The sequence below is a fragment of the Acinetobacter sp. ANC_7503 genome (assembly GCF_056780035.1).
Genome location: NZ_JBWYJA010000001.1, coordinates 138,288 through 155,058, shown reverse-complemented (window position 1 = coordinate 155,058; position 16,771 = coordinate 138,288). Strand labels below are relative to the sequence as shown.

Sequence of the window (16,771 nt, the reverse complement as noted above, 5' to 3'; positions counted from 1 at the left end):
TGCCTTTAAGGAATAATAATGAATATATTTAAAACAATGATATCAACGGTTTTACTCACATCTGTAGTTGGCTTTGCGCATGCAGCAGGATATGGGGTAATCGATTTGGAAAAAGTGGTAGAAAATAGCACGTACTTAAAACAGCAGAATACTCAGCTTGAGCAGTCAATTAAACCGCAAACGGTAAAATTAGAACAATTGGGTAAAGAAATTGAAGCGTTGGCTAAATCAGCTCAAGCCAATCAATCGAATGCTCAGAAACTATCCTCTCAATATCAAACGAAGATGAACGAATTTCAATCTTTGCAACAGATTGTTCAATCACGTGTTCAAAGTACCATTCAAAATACAAATAAAGTTTTCGACTCAAGAATTAAACAAGTTGCTGAACAATTGCGCAAAGAAAATAATCTTGATTTAGTTTTAAATAAAAATGCTGCCTTGGCATATGACCCAAAATACGATTTAACTGCTAAAATGATTCAAAAGGTTAATGCAATCAAATAGTCAATGAAATCAAATCAATTTCGTCTCGATCACTTGGCCAAACTTGTACAAGGCCAAGTTATTGGTGATGCAGATCTGTTGCTAGAGGGTCTTGCAAGTTTAACTCAAGCGAACTCAAACCAAATTTCTTTTGTAAATTCTGATAAGTATTTAGACGAAGCGATTTCATCTCAAGCAGGTGCCTTAATTGTCACTTCTGAGATGCAGGCTCAGCTTAATCAGCATAATAATTTTATTGTCGTACAAAATCCGTATCTTGCTTTCGCGATTTTAACTCATGTGTTCGAATCTAAAACTGTGCAACGTGGTATCGAGGCCACCGCAGTAATCGATCCGAGTGCTATGATAGGGGATAATGTATATATTGGACATTATGTGGTGGTTGGCCCGCATGCCGTGATTGGTTCAAATACAGTCATTCATTCGCAAACTAAAATTGATGAGTATGTTGAAATCGGTGAGGATTGTTTCATTGATTCGCATGTCACGATTACGGGTCGATCTAAAATTGCTAAACGTGTTCGTATCCATGCGAATACCGTAATTGGAGGAGAGGGTTTTGGCTTTGCTCCTTATCAAGGTAAGTGGAACCGAATTGCTCAACTCGGGTCTGTTCAAATTGGAAATGATGTCAGAATTGGTTCCAACTGTAGTATTGATCGTGGCGCTTTGGATGACACTATACTTCATGATGGTGTGATTATTGATAATCTTGTGCAAGTCGCACATAACGTTCAAATCGGTGAAAATACTGCAATTGCTGCAAAATGCGGTATTGCGGGCAGTACTGTGATTGGCAAAAACTGTATCCTTGCAGGTGCTTGTGGTATCTCAGGACATCTTAAAATTGTAGATAATGTGACGCTAACTGGAATGTCAATGGTCACAGGTAGCATTTTAGAAGCTGGTACATATTCTTCAGGAATGGGATTGCTCGAAAATTCTCGTTGGAAACGAACAGTTGTTCGTCTAAGACAATTAGCAGATGTGCCATTGACCAAATTAGTCAAACAAATAGATGATATGCAGGCTCAGTTAGAGTCAATCGAATCAACTTTAAAATTGCGTAAATAATATGACAGAGTCTACTTTATCTTTTTCAATTCCTGAATTGCCGATGAATATTCAAACAATTCGTGAATATTTGCCGCATCGTTATCCATTTCTATTGGTAGACCGTGTTACAGAAGTGACTGAGAATGGAATTGTCGGATTTAAAAATGTCTCCATAAATGAAGAGTTTATGCAAGGTCATTTTCCAGGTTATCCAATCATGCCGGGTGTCTTAATCGTTGAGGCGATGGCACAAATTTCTGGCGTTCTTGGCTTTATCATGAACAATGAAAAACCCAAACCTGGTTCACTTTTTCTTTTCGCTGGCGCTGAAAAAGTTCGTTTTAAAAAACAAGTCGTTCCTGGTGATCAACTCGTGTTAAAATCAGAGCTTGTAATGCAGAAACGTGGTATTTACAAGTATCTTTGTAGTGCGAGCGTTGATGGTGTAATTGCAGCGACAGCTGAAATTATTATTTCTCATCAGAAATTAGAGCAAGCATGAGTAACAGTGATTTAATCCACCCTACAGCAATTATTGATCCTACGGCAACGATTGCTTCTGATGTAAAAATTGGTCCTTATTCGATTATTGGTCCTCATGTGACGATTGATAGTGGGACAGTGTTACATTCTCATGTGGTGGTTGGTGGATATACTCGCATCGGTAAATCAAACGAAATTTTCCAGTTTGCCAGTGTGGGTGAGGTGTGTCAGGATCTTAAGTATGCTGGTGAAGAAACTTGGCTTGAGATTGGCGACAACAACAAAATTCGTGAGCATTGCAGTCTGCATCGCGGTACAGTGCAGGATCAAAGTATTACTAAAATTGGTAGTAATAATCTGTTGATGGTCAATACGCATATTGCGCATGACTGTGTGGTGGGTAATAACAACATTTTTGCAAACAATGTTGGTGTCGCAGGTCATGTGCATGTTGGTGACTTCGTTGTTGTCGGTGGCAACTCCGGTATTCATCAATTCTGTAAAATCGACTCATACAGCATGATTGGTGGAGCATCATTGATTTTGAAGGATGTTCCTGCTTATGTGATGGTGTCTGGTAATCCGGCGCATGCATTTGGAATGAATGTAGAAGGTATGCGTCGTAAGGGTTGGTCCAAAGATGTAATCAATGGTTTACGAGAATCATTTAAGTTGATTTATAAAAGTGGTCTGACGACACAACAAGCCATTGAGCAGATTACTGCTGAAATTTTACCAAATGTTTCTGAAGCTCAGCTCCTCATAGATTCTCTAAATGAATCTAAGCGCGGTATTGTTCGTTAAGAGCTTTTGCTAGCAAAAAAAAGACATCTTATGATGTCTTTTTTATTTAACTTTTTTTGAAATATCCAGCTTCTTCTGAGTCAGGATAGGTGCTTAGTAGTTTATTTTTATAAATTTCAGCAGTTTGAGCGTTTTTATTTACATCTTTCGCGATGCTATACAGCTGATATAAAGATCGCGGTGCTTTTCCTGAATTTGGAAACTTCGAAGCGACAGTTTCATAGTGTTTTCTTGCTTCTTCATAATTGGGTGGTTCAATTGCTAAATTGAATTCAGCTAACCAAAAATAGGCATTACCTGTATACACACTATTTGGATTGTTACGTACAAAGTTTTGCATAGGTGCAATGGCTTTTTTTGCGCCACCTTGTTTGTATGCATCTAAGGCAACTGTATAAGCCGCTTTATCAAGTTCTTGTTGGTTGGTTTGATTCAAGTTCGTTGCATTTTGTGATGCTGTGGTATTGGAGTTAGTGCTAGTGCTTGGTGCAGTTGGCTCGTTAGGAATGGGTGGTGCAGCATTAGGATCATCGGCATTGGACTCCTCCACAGGATCAATTTTTTGTTGAAGGAGTTCTAATCTTTGATCTAGATCTGTATAGCGATTTTTTAATTCGTTGGTCAGTTGATTAATTTGATGTTCTTGTTCTTCTAATTTGCCTTGAAGTGCACGAATTTGATTTTCTAAGCGTTGATTTTGTTGGATAAGCTGCCAACTGGTGTTGGTAGGGGCTGTAGCGGTGTTATTCGCTGCGACTGCTGTTTGGTTCAAACTCGAATTTTGGCTTAATCCTTTTGATTCGATAGGAATATTGGCAAAAACTGATGTTGAGCTCATCAATGCTAGTGCAAGAAAAGTACGCTTATTGAGCATGTTCATTATTCCATTTGTGTCCATACTCAAATTTGAACTTTGAGTATTTTCAATTCTTAATAATCAGATCATTAAAAACGTCATAGCATTTAAAATCAATATAAATTTACAATGAAACTGTATAAATGAAGAAATTTAAGTTGAAGTTATTTAGATGAAAAATATCAAGTTTGTTGTTAATAGATTAGTAAATATTCACTTGAACTTTTTTAGTGCCTTTAAAGCCCATTATGGTCTTGCAAGATCGTTAAAAATCTCTATACTCTGTTCTTGCAATGGTAGCCCTGCTGGTGGCTTCGCAATTGTACTCTGAGAACCCCGCCAGGACCGGAAGGTAGCAACGGTATCAGAACTATAATGTGCCGGAGTTTTGCTAGTAGGGTTGCCACCATTATAATAATTTTATTTCTTATTCTTCATTCTCTTTTCGTTTTATAGCTTTCATAATCGCATCCATTTCAAAGCCTCTATATTGTAAAAAGCGAATTTGTTTTCCTTTTAATTTTGCGTCCTGAGCAACTTCATAGCCATATTTTTTGACTTTCAATAAGTATGCTTGTTCATACCAATCTATTTCTTCCATTTCTGGTTCAGCCAAGGCTTTATCAACGTGTTTGCTTTTAAGCGCTAGCATTATTCGATTTGGACCTTTTCCTTTGCGTAATTGGCTGCGTACCGTCATTTCTGCAACGCGAGCATCACTTTGATAATTTTCTCGCGCTAGCTCATCAACTAAGCTCAAAACCTCTTCTTTATTTTGTGCATACAAAGCAAGTTTATCGATTAAGTCTTTTTTTGAGTATTCTTTGCGAGTTAAGACTGCAAATGCATACGATCTCAAACGAGTTCCTGTTAAGCCTTTATTTTGTGCTAGAGCTGATGAATGGTTGTCATCTAAATCACATTCATTTGATGCTTGATTTTTCGGGTGTTGGCTAGCCACATGTTGATCATTGATGAGATGTTGAGGTTCATCTTCATTCATTATTGATTTTAAGTCCTCATAATGAATGAACTTGGGAAACTTCTCTGACATTTTAAATCCATGCTCTTAAACAAAAGCGCCCATAATTTGGGCGCTTCGATTTCAAATTTTTTGAAAAATTATACTTCAAATAAATCAGCTTCTTCGTCATTTTCTTCGGTTGGAGCTGGAGTCGCTGTGGTTAACAACTGTTCACGAATCATGCGATCAAGATCTTGTGCAAGTTGAGGATTTTCCTCAAGATGACGAATCACGTTGTTCTTACCTTGTCCAATCTTGTTGCCTTGGTATGAATACCAAGCACCAGCTTTTTGAACAAGTTCTTGTTGTACAGCGAGATCGACCAATTCAGCAAGCTGATTTGTACCTTTACCGTACATGATTTGGAATAATGCTTCACGGAAAGGAGGTGCCATTTTGTTCTTCACCACTTTAACGCGTGTTTCAGAACCAACTATTTCATCACCTTCTTTTACTTGACCAATACGGCGAATATCTAAGCGTACAGAAGCATAGAATTTGAGCGCATTACCACCAGTAGTGGTTTCTGGACTTCCAAACATGACACCAATTTTCATACGAATTTGGTTAATGAAGATCACCATGCAGTTGGAGCGCTTTGCATTACCTGTAATTTTACGCAATGCTTGGCTCATCAAGCGTGCTTGTAGACCCATATGAGAGTCACCCATTTCACCTTCAATTTCGGCTTTAGGGGTTAAGGCTGCTACAGAATCGACAACAATTAAGTCGATAGCGCCAGATCGTACCAGCATATCTGCAATTTCTAGTGCTTGTTCACCGTGATCAGGTTGTGACACCAATAAGTTATCGATATCAACACCAAGTTTGCGAGCATATTGAGGATCTAAAGCATGCTCAGCATCGATAAATGCACAAGTACCACCAGCTTTTTGACATTGCGCAATCGCTTGAAGTGTCATGGTGGTTTTACCTGATGATTCTGGACCATAAATTTCAATAATACGGCCTTTAGGTAAACCACCAATACCTAGTGCGATATCCAATGTAAGAGAGCCTGTAGATACAGCTTCTACAGCTTGAACAGTATTGTCACCGAGGCGCATTACCGTATTTTTACCAAATTGTTTTTCAATTTGGCTTAAAGCAGCACTCAGTGCTTTGCTTTTATTATCATCCATCTCATAACCTCAAAACGATGTAAATCACTGATAACTTAAGTGGATGTCTTTAATTAAGTCTAATGTCCACGGCATTTATAGTGACAGAAAAAATCGAACTGTTCTATAATTTTAAACTTCAAAACGACAGTATTTGTCGCTTTAACTTATTCATCATCGTATGACCAAACTTCGTCATATTGCTGACCATTTTGTTGACGGAATCTTGTAATATCACGTCGATCTTTTTTGCTTGGTCGATGATCTGGTCGTGCAAGATTATGCAATTTTCTTTGTGCAGAAAGCAACTCACGACGCGCGATACTGACTTCAGTTTCTTCATAGAGTAATTGTGCAGTAGGTGCCCCGCCTCGTACAGATGATAATGCTTTCACTATGACGGTTTTCTTTTCAAATCCCTGCTGAATCGTTAACTCCATTCCTACACGTACTTCTCTGGAAACTTTAACACGATCATTGTTGTGATGAACTTTACCACCTTCGATTGCTGCTTTGGCAATTGAGCGGGTTTTAAAAAAGCGTGCTGCCCAAAGCCACTTATCAATTCGCATTGAATCAGTGATTTTAGTTTCATGCTGTTTTGACATTCATTTCTTTCTCATGGTTAATTTGGTCTAAATAGGGGATTAATGATTTTAGATCATTAATTGCAGGATACTGAAGTTTAGACCTTTCGCGCTCAGGTTGAGCGCTAGATGGTTGGGTAATTGTGATTAGATGCTCAATACCAAAAGATTTAGCACCTTCGAGTACAACCGCAGTATCATCAACGAGAACGCAGTGACGAGGTTCAAATGGGTGCATTTGCTGTAATTGATCCCAAAATTCAAAACGCTCTTTAGCAAAACCGATTGTTTCACTACTGATCATCACTTCAAAATAAGAGGTGAGGTCAACTTGATTCATTTTCAATGCCAAACCTCTTTCATCAGCATTGGTGACTAACCATATTCGGTATCCAGCTTGCTTAAGGCTTGATAATAACGCAATGCATCCCTGTCTCGGCTTGATGAATTCTTTGTGATCGTGTTGAAGCTGAAAAGTATCAACGCCGACTTTGGCTGTCCAAAAGCGCGTAGAATACCAATCGAGCGTGTGCTTATGATCTTGATAAAATTTAAATAGAATTTGATTGCTCTGCTCTAAACTGATTTGATGAGTTTTGGCATGTCGCTCAGGGAGTTTGTGATTCCAAATTAAATCGTCAAAAGCAAGATCGAGTAGGGTTCCATCCATGTCAAACATGATGATGGGTTTATTCATTCATCTTTCCTCAGGTATTGTTGCAATTTAGCACAAATAAAAACAACAAAATGGGTGTTATTTAAATATCGATTTACACCATCATTTGATGCAAAAGGTTGGACTCGCATCAGCATTTTAAAATTGAACTTCAAGAATGAGTGGGCGTGGTGACTTCTATATTTCATTCCATTCGTATTATATCGAATTAGATGTGTGAGGTCACAAATTTAGATCTTGATAATGAATACAAAAATAGTATAGAAGTCGCTATGAAAGCATCATATTTTTTGAAAATGGTGCATAGGAGTTTGAAGTATGACAAAACATGATAATAGTTCGAAACCACACAAAGAATCTAATGAGGATAAAGGGAATCAGGACTCTTTTAAAAATAAAGAGCCTGTAAAAAAACCAAATGAACAGCCTGAAAGTCCAGTCAAAGAGCAAAAATAAAAAAACAAGCCTTCTTTAAGAAGGCTTGTTTTTTTATGTTGATACTGACTCTAAGGCGCGCTCTGATTTTTGGAACTATTGCGGGTGTTATTTAAGATGAATTGAGGGTTGTTGGCAATCATGCTTCGGATTTTGTTTTAAAAGTGTTAGAGTTCTTATGATTGAAATGGGTTATGTGTTTCAAAGTGGTTATATTTTATAGGTTTGCTACTATAAATATAAATCCAACAATGCAAATTAAATCACGCTGCATTTTAGGCTGAGGTTCTTAATATGATCGTCGTGCTTAGAGTGTGTAGCGCCAGAAAAAATAGGTTTTATCCATGTTTATCACAACGCATGCTCCCCAAGATCAACAAATGTTAAATTTGGTTCCGATTTTGGCTGTTGCAAGCCAAATATTATTAGAAGAATATCAAAACTATTGTGCTGGACGTGATTTTAAAATTAACGAAAAAGATGACCATTCTCCTGTAACTCAAGCAGATTTAAAGGTCAATCAATATCTGCTCAGAGAGCTTGCAAAACTTACACCTGATATTCCAATCATTTCTGAAGAAAGTGATTATTCGGAGCGACATGAATGGCCTCAATGTTGGATGCTAGACCCTTTGGATGGTACGAAGGAGTTTATTCATGAGCGTGATGAATTTACGATTAATCTGAGTCTTATTCAGAACCATCAAACTGTATTTTCAGTTATAGTCGTGCCGACAGAGCAAGTTATGTATATGGGCTATTTGACGGATCTTCCTTATAAATATTCATTTATGAACAATATTTGGGAAAAATATTGCAAATTTAAAGCCTCACCAGTCGATGCCATCCAAATTGGACTGAGTCATAGTAGTAAAAATCCTAAGTATCAACACTATATTGATTATATTGAAAGAGAAATACCGGTTATACGTCGTGAAGCTGGAAGTGCTTATAAATTTTGCATGATGCTTGAAGGTGAGATAGATATTTACCCAAGATTTCATCCAACCTCTGAGTGGGACACCAGTGCTGGACAAGGCTTGCTAGAGAGTATAGGGGGTGGTTTATTGACCTTAGATTCTGTGCCATTTACCTATAATCAGCGTGATACTGTTTTGAATAATGGTTTTATCGCCTATCGTGATCCTGAAATGAGGCAATTGGCTTTAGATGCGTTGTCAAATGTACTTTAGGGGAGTGGAACTATAATTTCATCGTGTTATAGTCAAATTAATTTCATTTATTAGAATTATTATGTCGCTGAAGTTGCTTCCTCCAAGTATGCTCAGAGCGGTTGATTTACTGCCCGATGTTGCTGTGCCTGTTACACTATTTACTCGCCACTCAATACGTGAAATGGTGGTGGGCCAAGGACTCGCTGGATATGATTTGCAATTAACTGATCAAGGTAAGGATCTGGCGCAGGCTTGGGGGGCTTATCTTATAGATCAAACAGATCGTGTGATAGAACACTGTATTTCTAGTCCAATTCAACGTTGTATTGATACTGCTGCACTGATGATTCAAGGTGCTGATCAAATCAATCCTAAGTCAAATACCCATCATATTAAGATTGTTGAGCAGGGGCTCTTGGTCGAGCCTGGTAGCTTTGTTTTAGATATCGATCAAGCTGCGCCATATTTTAAGCAACAAGGTGCTTTGGGCTTTATCAATAGCTTTGTAAACAATACCTTACCTGGGATGAAGCAGCCAATTACAGGTGTGGTTGATGTTTTACATTTGCTTTATCAAACTCACCCTCAACAGAATCATGGATTAAGTTTGGCGGTTAGCCATGACACTATTCTGGCTGGTATTCTGGCTGTGATTTCAGGTAAAACACAGATTATTCAGCAGGATTGGCCAGAAATGATGGAAGGTTTGTTTGTTTGGTTTGAAGGTGAAGCATTCATAGATGCAAAATTGAAATGGATATGGCGTGGTGAATGTAATGAGCTGTCTATTCGTGAATTTGTAGAGCAAGAAAGTAAATTTAAGATATAAAAAAAGCCCTTAAAGGGCTTTTTTTAACGCAACTTAGTTAGAAGCTAAAGCTTTAACTTGTGCATTTAAACGGCTCTTATGACGAGCAGCTTTGTTCTTGTGGATGATACCTTTGTCAGCCATACGGTCGATTACAGGTACTGCAGTTTTGTAAGCTTCAGAAGCTGCTGCATAGTCACCCGCAGCGATCGCTGCTACTGTGCGTTTAAGGTAAGTACGAACCATAGAACGTAAGCTTGCGTTGTGTTTACGTGCTTTAACGTTTTGACGAGCACGTTTTTTTGCTTGAGCAGAGTTTGCCACTCGTGCACTCCTTGAAATTGATTGGTCTGGGCGGGCTGAAATTTCAACTAAATACAAACATTAGAAGAATTTACACCAGCCCGTAAACAAGTGCCATATTGTGATTAAATGATGCGGCAAAGTCAAGTCTTGACATGCTTTGACAACATTTTTGATGCAGATAAAATGCGGTTAGCACGTTAGATTATATAAATATTGGAAGGAATGGCGAAAAAATGATTAAAAATATTAAAAGTGCAATAGTTATAGGGGCAACTGGTTTAGTTGGTCGATCTTTGGTAATTCATTTGAATCAATTGGTAGATTGCGAAAGAATTGTCGTAGTTGTTCGTAAGCATGATGAACAATTTGAACAGTTCACCAAAGTTGATCAGTTGGTCATTGATGACTTTTTAATGTTAAATGATGAGGACGCTTCTGGATTCTCACATGCGTTTAGTTGCCTAGGAAGTACAATTAAAAAAGCAGGCTCTAAAGAAAATTTTTATAATATCGATTTTGAGATAAATGCTCATTTTGCTGATTTGCTCGTGAATACCGATACTTTTTTTGCAATTGTAAGTGCGGAAGGTGCGAATGAAAGATCTCCATTCTTTTATAATCAAGTGAAGGGAAAGTTAGAAAATTATCTAAAATCATTATCACTCTATCAATTGGCGATCATTCGACCTTCACTCTTAATTGGTGAAAGAGCTGAAACAAGGACACTCGAAGATATTTCTCAGAGTATTTTCAAGCGAGTATCGCAATTTCTGCCAAATACATTCAAATATAAGCCAGTGACAGCAGAGCAAGTCGCTAATACTATGGTCGTGAGCGCAAGAACTCAAAATGAAAAAATTAAGATTTATGATAATTTAGAGATTCAAAAACATAACTGAGGGTATAAAAAGTGACAACGCCAACATTTGTGACGTGTGATTTACTGGATGACCATCCTGATTTAGATATTCAAGTATTGTATCCATCTATTGATGGAAAATTCTTCAAAAGTTACGGCGGTGTAAAAAGCTTTAGTGGTGAAGCTGTCACTGTTAAATGTTTTGAGGACAATTCACGAGTAAAAGAGTTACTCGCTACAGATGGGCAAGGCAAAGTTTTAGTTGTAGATGGTGGTTCTTCCATGCGTTGTGCATTGATGGGAGATATGATTGCTGAGTCTGCCGTTAAATATGGATGGAGTGGTGTCATTATTAATGGTTGTGTTAGAGATGTTGATGCCATTGCGAGTTTAAATCTAGGCGTGCACGCACTTGCAGCTATACCTCAAAAAAGTAATCGTAAAGGGGTGGGCGAAACCAATATCACGATTCAAATTGGAAATATCACAATCCAACCAGGTGATTATATCTATGCAGACAATAATGGAATCATTGTTTCCAAGAAAAAATTAGTCGACTAATTTAAATAAAACAAAAACGAGGTAATCAGTATGGTGATTCATCAATTAAAAGTGGCTCAAGCGCTAGCTTCAGCTGTTGCAGAAGGTGGACGTGGGACTTCAGGTACACCGTTTCCTAAACAGCCAGAAAAAGCATTAAAGCTTTACGAATTTGAAGGATCACCATTCTGTCGTCGTGTAAGAGAAGTGTTGACTTTACTTAATCTTGATTACGAAGTGTATCCTTGTCCAAAAGGTGGAAGGGTCTATCGAGATCAAGTAAAAACACTTGGGGGTAAGACTCAATTTCCTTTTTTGATTGATGAAAATACTGGGGCTAAACTTTACGAGTCTCAGGATATTATTCACTATCTTTTTAAGCATTATGGTGAGACAGGTCAAACACCGAAGCAATTCTCACATTACCCCAAATTGCCTGTAGTTGCTCTAGCTGGAACACTGATTAATGGTGCTCGTGGGATTTTTATAAATAAAGCGATTAAGCAGAGACCACAACCCAAGCATTTAATTGAGCTATGGGGGTTTGAAGCGAGTCCATACACCAGAATCGTGCGCGCTGAACTCACAGAACTTGAATTACCATTTAAGTTTCATAATGTTGCTAAAGAGCGTTGGCAGGATCAAGGACCAGCGATTTTACGATTGAAGCCTGGGAAATATATTCCTTTGGCTGGCGGTAAACGCGAGCAGGTTGTAAAGTTAATGAATCGCAAGGGGCAGGATATACAAGTCCCGTACTTAGTTGATCCTAACACAGGCGTAAAATTGTTCGAATCGAAGAAGATTGTAGAATATTTAAGAAAAAATTACGGTTAATTTTAGTTTGAGTGCTTTTTGGTCATGAATATAGGTGTATTCGTGACCAGATGCTAAGATAGACCATCATTTTGAGTTTTCAGCTTTTCTTACCGAACTATGTTTAAAAAATTTTCTGATTTGTTTCAAAAAAAACCATCGGCTGAGCAAGTTTATTTACAGACCCATCAAATTCGTCATGATCCTGAATTAGGATATATTATCGATGACGTTGTTTTGAATGAACTAAATGAAAGATTGTCATATTTTTCGAACCGAAAGGTGACTCGTTTTGATGATTTGGAAAATTTATTTTATCGAGGAATGTTGATCAAAGAGAAAATAGATCTCGAGTTGAATACAGGTCGTTTTACTACGAGATTAGGTAATAATCAACAGAATCTAGAACAGTTAAAAAAATTCGTGATATTGCTCAATGATTATTATCGTGAATTCAAACGTGAGCGCTAATGTTTGCGACTGAATGTTTGTGATATCTAAAAATAACTCATTCTCGATTTTGAACATGATAAAATAGTGCAATGTCCTACCAGACTTTTAAAGCGATCTTCATGTTCCAAAAAGAAATTTCTCAACTTAATCTATCACAAATAAAATCTGGCGAAAAAAGATGGTTAGGGGCGCTTAAAGGCTCTGCCATCGCTTTGCTTTTAAAAGAAATAAGTCAAAACTCTGATCGACTCTTTGTTCTGGTAGCTAGAAATAATCAACATTTAGCTCAACTTGAGAGTGAACTTGAATTTTATGGTGTGAAGCCCACCATCTTTCCAGATTGGGAGATCTTACCTTACGATCGGTTGTCTCCGCATCAAGATATTGTCTCAGAAAGATTATCAGTGCTCTCTAATATGCCAGCAAAAGGGATACTACTCATTTCAAGCACAACTTTGGCACAACGTGTTGCGCCGACGTCTTGGGTGTTAGGTGAGCATTTTGATATTAGCGTTGGGCAAAAATTTGATTTAGAAAAGCAGAAACAACGCCTGATTCAGGCTGGTTATCATTTGGTCGATACTGTATATGATCATGGAGAATTTGCTGTTCGGGGAAGTTTAGTTGATATTTTTGCTTCAGGGCAAGATGCTCCAATTCGAATAGATTTGTTTGATGATGAAATTGATTCTTTAAAATTTTTTGATGCAGAAACTCAAAGGACCACGACGAAACTTGAACATTTTAAGGTTTTACCAGCTAAAGAGTTTCCTTTAAAAGAAGGTAGAGCTCAATTTCGAGACCGTTATGCTGAAGAGTTTCCAACGGCGAACCCGAAAAAAAATCCGATTTATCAGGATGTAATGGAGGGGATATCTTCACCAGGATTGGACTATTACTTTCCACTGTTCTTTTCAAAAAAAGAAATGCTAGAACAAAGTAGTATTTCATCATACTTACCAAATCATTCCATTGTCATTACAGATCGCAATATTGAAAGTGAATTAACTCAATTTTGGAAAGATATTTATCAGCGTTATGAAGACAGACGTCACAATGTTGATCAACCTTTATTAGCTCCAGAACAAATCTTCTTTCAACAAAATCAAATTTTTGAACAACTCAATCAGTTTCCTCGTATTATCGCATCTGACGAAGTTTTTGAACCTAAAGCGGGTGTAATTAATACCTCTGCTGAACAGCCACCTCGTTTAGCGGTAGAGCCTAAACATCAACAGCCATTTCATGCTGTAAAATCATTTATCGATGCTGCGCAACACCCTGTCTTACTCGTAGCTGAAAGTGCGGGACGTCGTGAATCGTTAAAGGACTCCTTGCGAGCAAGTATGGGTGAAATTCCTGTTGTAGAGCATTATCAGGAGTTTATTAATCAACAATATTCAGTAGCAGTAACGCATGCACCACTTGAACGTGGCTTGGAGATTAAAGGACAAATATCTGTCATTTCAGAAAATCAACTCTATGAGCATCGTGTTGTACAACGCCGTAGAAAACGCCAGCATGAAGTTTCTGAAGAGTTCTTAGTTAAAAGTTTAACTGAATTAAGTATAGGTGCTCCTGTAGTTCATATTGATCACGGTGTAGGTCGCTATGCGGGATTAGTGACTTTATGTATTGATGATCAAGACCACGAATTTTTGCAACTTAATTATGCTGATGATGCCAAAGTCTATGTTCCTGTCACCAATTTGCATCTGATTAGTCGATACAGTGGAGGTGATCCTGATTTAGCACCACTGCATAAACTTGGTACAGATGCTTGGAATAAAGCTAAGCGCAAAGCACTAGAACAGATACATGATGTTGCAGCCGAACTTCTTCATATTCAAGCAAGACGCCACTCAAAACCAGGTATTCAATTTGAATTAGATCACACTACTTATATGCAGTTTGTTAGTGGTTTTGCTTATGAAGAAACGCTTGATCAAGCGAATGCTATCGAAGCGACTTTATACGACATGCAACAAGCTAAACCAATGGATCGTTTAGTCTGTGGTGATGTTGGATTTGGTAAGACAGAAGTAGCGATGAGAGCTGCTTTTGTTGCTGTACAGAACAATAAGCAAGTTGCTGTTTTAGTTCCAACAACTTTACTTGCGCAACAGCATTATGAATCTTTCAAAGATCGATTTGCTGATTGGCCTATCCGTATTGAAGTGTTATCTCGATTTGGCTCAAATAAAACACACTTAAAAACGATCGAAGATTTGGCAGAGGGTAAAGTTGATATCGTCATTGGAACGCATAAAATTTTGCAGGAAAATGTCCAGTTTAAACAACTTGGATTGATGATTGTTGATGAAGAACATCGCTTTGGTGTGCGAGATAAAGAACGTATTAAAGCGATGCGTGCCGATGTAGATATGCTGACGCTAACCGCTACGCCAATCCCGCGTACCTTAAATATGGCGTTTTCAGGTATGCGTGACCTCTCAATTATTGCTACACCACCTGCACGCCGTCTCGCTGTTAAGACCTTTGTCAATGAGCAGACCGATGCCACGATGAAAGAGGCGATCTTGCGTGAACTATTACGTGGTGGTCAGGTTTATATTTTGCATAATGAAGTGGATACCATTGAACGAGCGGCTGAAAATATTCGGTTGTTAGTTCCTGAAGCTCGGGTTGCAGTTGCGCATGGTCAAATGCGTGAGCGTGAGTTAGAACAGGTCATGCAGCAGTTTTATCATAAAGAATATAATGTATTGGTGTGTTCGACCATTATTGAAACGGGAATTGATGTACCAAATGCCAATACAATTATCATCGAGCGAGCAGACAAGCTAGGTTTGGCACAACTTCATCAACTGCGTGGTCGTGTGGGGCGCTCTCATCATCAAGCCTATGCGTATCTGATGGTTCCGTCTATTAAAGGCTTAAAAGGTGATGCTGAAAAACGACTTGATGCCATTCAGCGTGCTTCTACTTTAGGCGCTGGTTTTGTATTGGCAACAGAGGATTTAGAAATACGTGGAGCAGGCGAGCTTCTAGGTGAGCAACAAAGTGGTTCAATGCATGCAATTGGATATAGTCTATATATGGAAATGCTTGAGAAAGCGACTAAAGCTATCCAAAATGGTAAGACTCCTAACTTTGATGCCCCTTTGTCACTCACGGCTGAAATTAGTTTACATATGCCTGCATTAATTCCAGATGAATATTTAGGTGATGTGCATCAGCGTTTATTGTTCTATAAGCGAATTAGTAATACGGATACACAAGAAAAACTCGATCATATCCGTATGGAGCTTATCGATCGTTTTGGTGTGCTACCTCAACAAGTGAAATATCTTTTTACTGTTCATCAGGTGCGTATAAAAGCAGAAAAATTAGGTATTACCAAGATTGATTTGAGTAAGCAGGGTGGCCAAATTGAATTTTCACCTGATACTCCTGTTCAAGCGATGAGTATTATCCAAATGATGCAAAAACATCCGACATTTTTTAGAATGGACGGTGGTCAACGTCTGAAAGTGATGGTTATGCTTGAGGAAAATGACAAAAGAATTCAGTTTATTAATGATCTTTTAGATGAATTGATGAGAGGGCTCAACTGATCTAAGTTGGGCTTGAATCTAGACTTGTTCATTGCTCAAAATGCACTGGCTGACAGTCAACCTCATAGGTTGATTTTTTAGCGATGAGTTGCAATGAATGAGTGAGATTCAAATCAATGAAATACATATTTTTTTGTATCGAAACACATGACTAATAATACTCAGTCTAAAACTGTTGTGTTAGTATTAGCTATCCATTTAATTTTTGCGTCATTTATAAATATATGTTTAGTTTGCATCCACAACTTGCTCAAGATACTTTTTTTGTTGGCGACTTTCCACTTTCAACTTGTCGTTTAATGAATGACATGCAATTTCCATGGTTGATTTTGGTGCCGCGTGTTCCTGGTGTAACTGAATTATATGAATTAAGCCAAGCAGACCAAGAACAATTTTTAAGAGAATCTAGCTGGTTATCTAGTCAATTATCTCGAGTTTTCCGTGCGGATAAAATGAACGTTGCAGCACTAGGAAATATGGTTCCTCAACTTCATTTTCATCATGTAGTTCGTTATCAGAATGATTCTGCATGGCCTAAGCCTGTTTGGGGTGCTTCACCTGCAGTTCCTTACAGTAATGATGTTTTAGCGCATATGCGTCAAACGCTCATGCTCGCGCTACGTGGTCAAGGTGACATGCCTTTCGATTGGCGTATGGAGTAAATACGTCAATTTCAAGGAAGAATAA

General features: G+C 38.1%; 19 protein-coding genes and 1 other RNA gene. 14 read left to right on the top strand and 6 right to left on the bottom strand.

What is annotated here, in order from left to right:
• The first annotated feature begins 18 nt into the window (after nt 1-18).
• The 4 genes from AC1M9M_RS00840 to lpxA are packed head-to-tail and all read left to right on the top strand — an operon-like array spanning nt 19 to nt 2,850.
• Nucleotides 19-507, top strand: coding sequence for an OmpH/Skp family outer membrane protein (locus tag AC1M9M_RS00840; protein WP_481591040.1), 489 nt, complete (start codon nt 19-21; stop codon nt 505-507).
• A gap of 3 nt (nt 508-510) precedes the next feature.
• Complete coding sequence (gene lpxD, locus AC1M9M_RS00835; protein WP_092766345.1) at nt 511-1,581, top strand: UDP-3-O-(3-hydroxymyristoyl)glucosamine N-acyltransferase; 1,071 nt, start codon at nt 511-513, stop codon at nt 1,579-1,581.
• Nucleotide 1,582: 1 nt separating this feature from the next.
• On the top strand, nt 1,583-2,065 hold the full coding sequence (gene fabZ, locus AC1M9M_RS00830) for a 3-hydroxyacyl-ACP dehydratase FabZ (protein WP_035263658.1): 483 nt from the start codon (nt 1,583-1,585) through the stop codon (nt 2,063-2,065).
• Nucleotides 2,062-2,850 (top strand): acyl-ACP--UDP-N-acetylglucosamine O-acyltransferase, encoded by a 789-nt coding sequence (gene lpxA / locus AC1M9M_RS00825; RefSeq protein ID WP_035263657.1) that lies wholly within the window; start codon nt 2,062-2,064, stop codon nt 2,848-2,850. Before fabZ ends, lpxA begins: the two co-directional genes overlap by 4 nt.
• Before the next feature lie 46 nt (nt 2,851-2,896).
• Here the strand turns inward: lpxA and AC1M9M_RS00820 are convergent, their stop codons facing one another.
• A complete protein-coding gene (locus AC1M9M_RS00820; RefSeq protein ID WP_035263655.1) occupies nt 2,897-3,724 on the bottom strand; it encodes a YbgF trimerization domain-containing protein in 828 nt (275 codons plus the stop codon).
• Between the two features lie 285 nt (nt 3,725-4,009).
• Here AC1M9M_RS00820 and ffs point away from each other — a divergent pair.
• An RNA gene (ffs, locus tag AC1M9M_RS00815) (signal recognition particle sRNA small type) lies at nt 4,010-4,106 on the top strand.
• Nucleotides 4,107-4,133: 27 nt separating this feature from the next.
• Here the strand turns inward: ffs and AC1M9M_RS00810 are convergent.
• From AC1M9M_RS00810 to AC1M9M_RS00795, 4 genes are all read right to left on the bottom strand, one after another.
• A complete protein-coding gene (locus AC1M9M_RS00810; RefSeq protein WP_481595341.1) occupies nt 4,134-4,760 on the bottom strand; it encodes a regulatory protein RecX in 627 nt (208 codons plus the stop codon).
• Nucleotides 4,761-4,828: 68 nt separating this feature from the next.
• Nucleotides 4,829-5,872 carry a recombinase RecA gene (recA, locus tag AC1M9M_RS00805; RefSeq protein ID WP_035263652.1) on the bottom strand — a complete coding sequence of 348 codons (1,044 nt, stop codon included), beginning with the start codon at nt 5,870-5,872 and terminating at the stop codon, nt 4,829-4,831.
• A 146-nt stretch (nt 5,873-6,018) separates the two neighbouring features.
• The gene (locus AC1M9M_RS00800) at nt 6,019-6,459 is read right to left on the bottom strand and encodes an RNA-binding S4 domain-containing protein (RefSeq protein ID WP_035263651.1); all 441 of its coding nucleotides are present in this window, start codon (nt 6,457-6,459) and stop codon (nt 6,019-6,021) included.
• On the bottom strand, nt 6,443-7,135 hold the full coding sequence (locus AC1M9M_RS00795) for an HAD-IA family hydrolase (protein ID WP_481595340.1): 693 nt from the start codon (nt 7,133-7,135) through the stop codon (nt 6,443-6,445). The genes AC1M9M_RS00800 and AC1M9M_RS00795 overlap by 17 nt, the downstream gene beginning before the upstream one ends.
• Nucleotides 7,136-7,432: 297 nt before the next feature.
• Between AC1M9M_RS00795 and AC1M9M_RS00790 the strand changes: the two genes are divergently transcribed.
• The 3 genes from AC1M9M_RS00790 to AC1M9M_RS00780 all read left to right on the top strand — a co-directional run bounded on the left by AC1M9M_RS00790 (nt 7,433) and on the right by AC1M9M_RS00780 (nt 9,553).
• Nucleotides 7,433-7,570, top strand: a complete 138-nt coding sequence (locus AC1M9M_RS00790) for a hypothetical protein (RefSeq protein ID WP_171076720.1) — start codon at nt 7,433-7,435, stop codon at nt 7,568-7,570.
• Between the two features lie 323 nt (nt 7,571-7,893).
• Nucleotides 7,894-8,742, top strand: a complete 849-nt coding sequence (locus AC1M9M_RS00785; protein ID WP_481587497.1) for a 3'(2'),5'-bisphosphate nucleotidase CysQ family protein — start codon at nt 7,894-7,896, stop codon at nt 8,740-8,742.
• Nucleotides 8,743-8,803: 61 nt separating this feature from the next.
• The gene (locus tag AC1M9M_RS00780) at nt 8,804-9,553 is read left to right on the top strand and encodes a histidine phosphatase family protein (RefSeq protein WP_481595339.1); all 750 of its coding nucleotides are present in this window, start codon (nt 8,804-8,806) and stop codon (nt 9,551-9,553) included.
• Between the two features lie 33 nt (nt 9,554-9,586).
• Here the strand turns inward: AC1M9M_RS00780 and rpsT are convergent, their stop codons facing one another.
• Complete coding sequence (rpsT, locus tag AC1M9M_RS00775) at nt 9,587-9,856, bottom strand: 30S ribosomal protein S20 (RefSeq protein WP_035263646.1); 270 nt, start codon at nt 9,854-9,856, stop codon at nt 9,587-9,589.
• Between the two features lie 215 nt (nt 9,857-10,071).
• On the opposite strand from rpsT, the gene AC1M9M_RS00770 reads away from it, so the two are divergent.
• The 6 genes from AC1M9M_RS00770 (at nt 10,072) to AC1M9M_RS00745 (ending at nt 16,746) form a co-directional block, all read left to right on the top strand.
• Nucleotides 10,072-10,737: a Rossmann-fold NAD(P)-binding domain-containing protein gene (locus tag AC1M9M_RS00770; RefSeq protein WP_481595338.1), complete on the top strand. Its 666-nt coding sequence runs from the start codon at nt 10,072-10,074 to the stop codon at nt 10,735-10,737.
• Between the two features lie 11 nt (nt 10,738-10,748).
• Nucleotides 10,749-11,258 carry a ribonuclease E activity regulator RraA gene (gene rraA / locus AC1M9M_RS00765; protein ID WP_481591036.1) on the top strand — a complete coding sequence of 170 codons (510 nt, stop codon included), beginning with the start codon at nt 10,749-10,751 and terminating at the stop codon, nt 11,256-11,258.
• Between the two features lie 30 nt (nt 11,259-11,288).
• Nucleotides 11,289-12,074: a glutathione S-transferase N-terminal domain-containing protein gene (locus tag AC1M9M_RS00760; RefSeq protein ID WP_481595337.1), complete on the top strand. Its 786-nt coding sequence runs from the start codon at nt 11,289-11,291 to the stop codon at nt 12,072-12,074.
• A gap of 99 nt (nt 12,075-12,173) precedes the next feature.
• A complete protein-coding gene (locus AC1M9M_RS00755; RefSeq protein WP_481595336.1) occupies nt 12,174-12,524 on the top strand; it encodes a hypothetical protein in 351 nt (116 codons plus the stop codon).
• A gap of 101 nt (nt 12,525-12,625) precedes the next feature.
• Nucleotides 12,626-16,084 (top strand): transcription-repair coupling factor, encoded by a 3,459-nt coding sequence (gene mfd / locus AC1M9M_RS00750; protein WP_481595663.1) that lies wholly within the window; start codon nt 12,626-12,628, stop codon nt 16,082-16,084.
• Nucleotides 16,085-16,308: 224 nt separating this feature from the next.
• Complete coding sequence (locus AC1M9M_RS00745) at nt 16,309-16,746, top strand: HIT domain-containing protein (RefSeq protein WP_035263634.1); 438 nt, start codon at nt 16,309-16,311, stop codon at nt 16,744-16,746.
• The last annotated feature ends 25 nt before the right edge of the window (nt 16,747-16,771 follow it).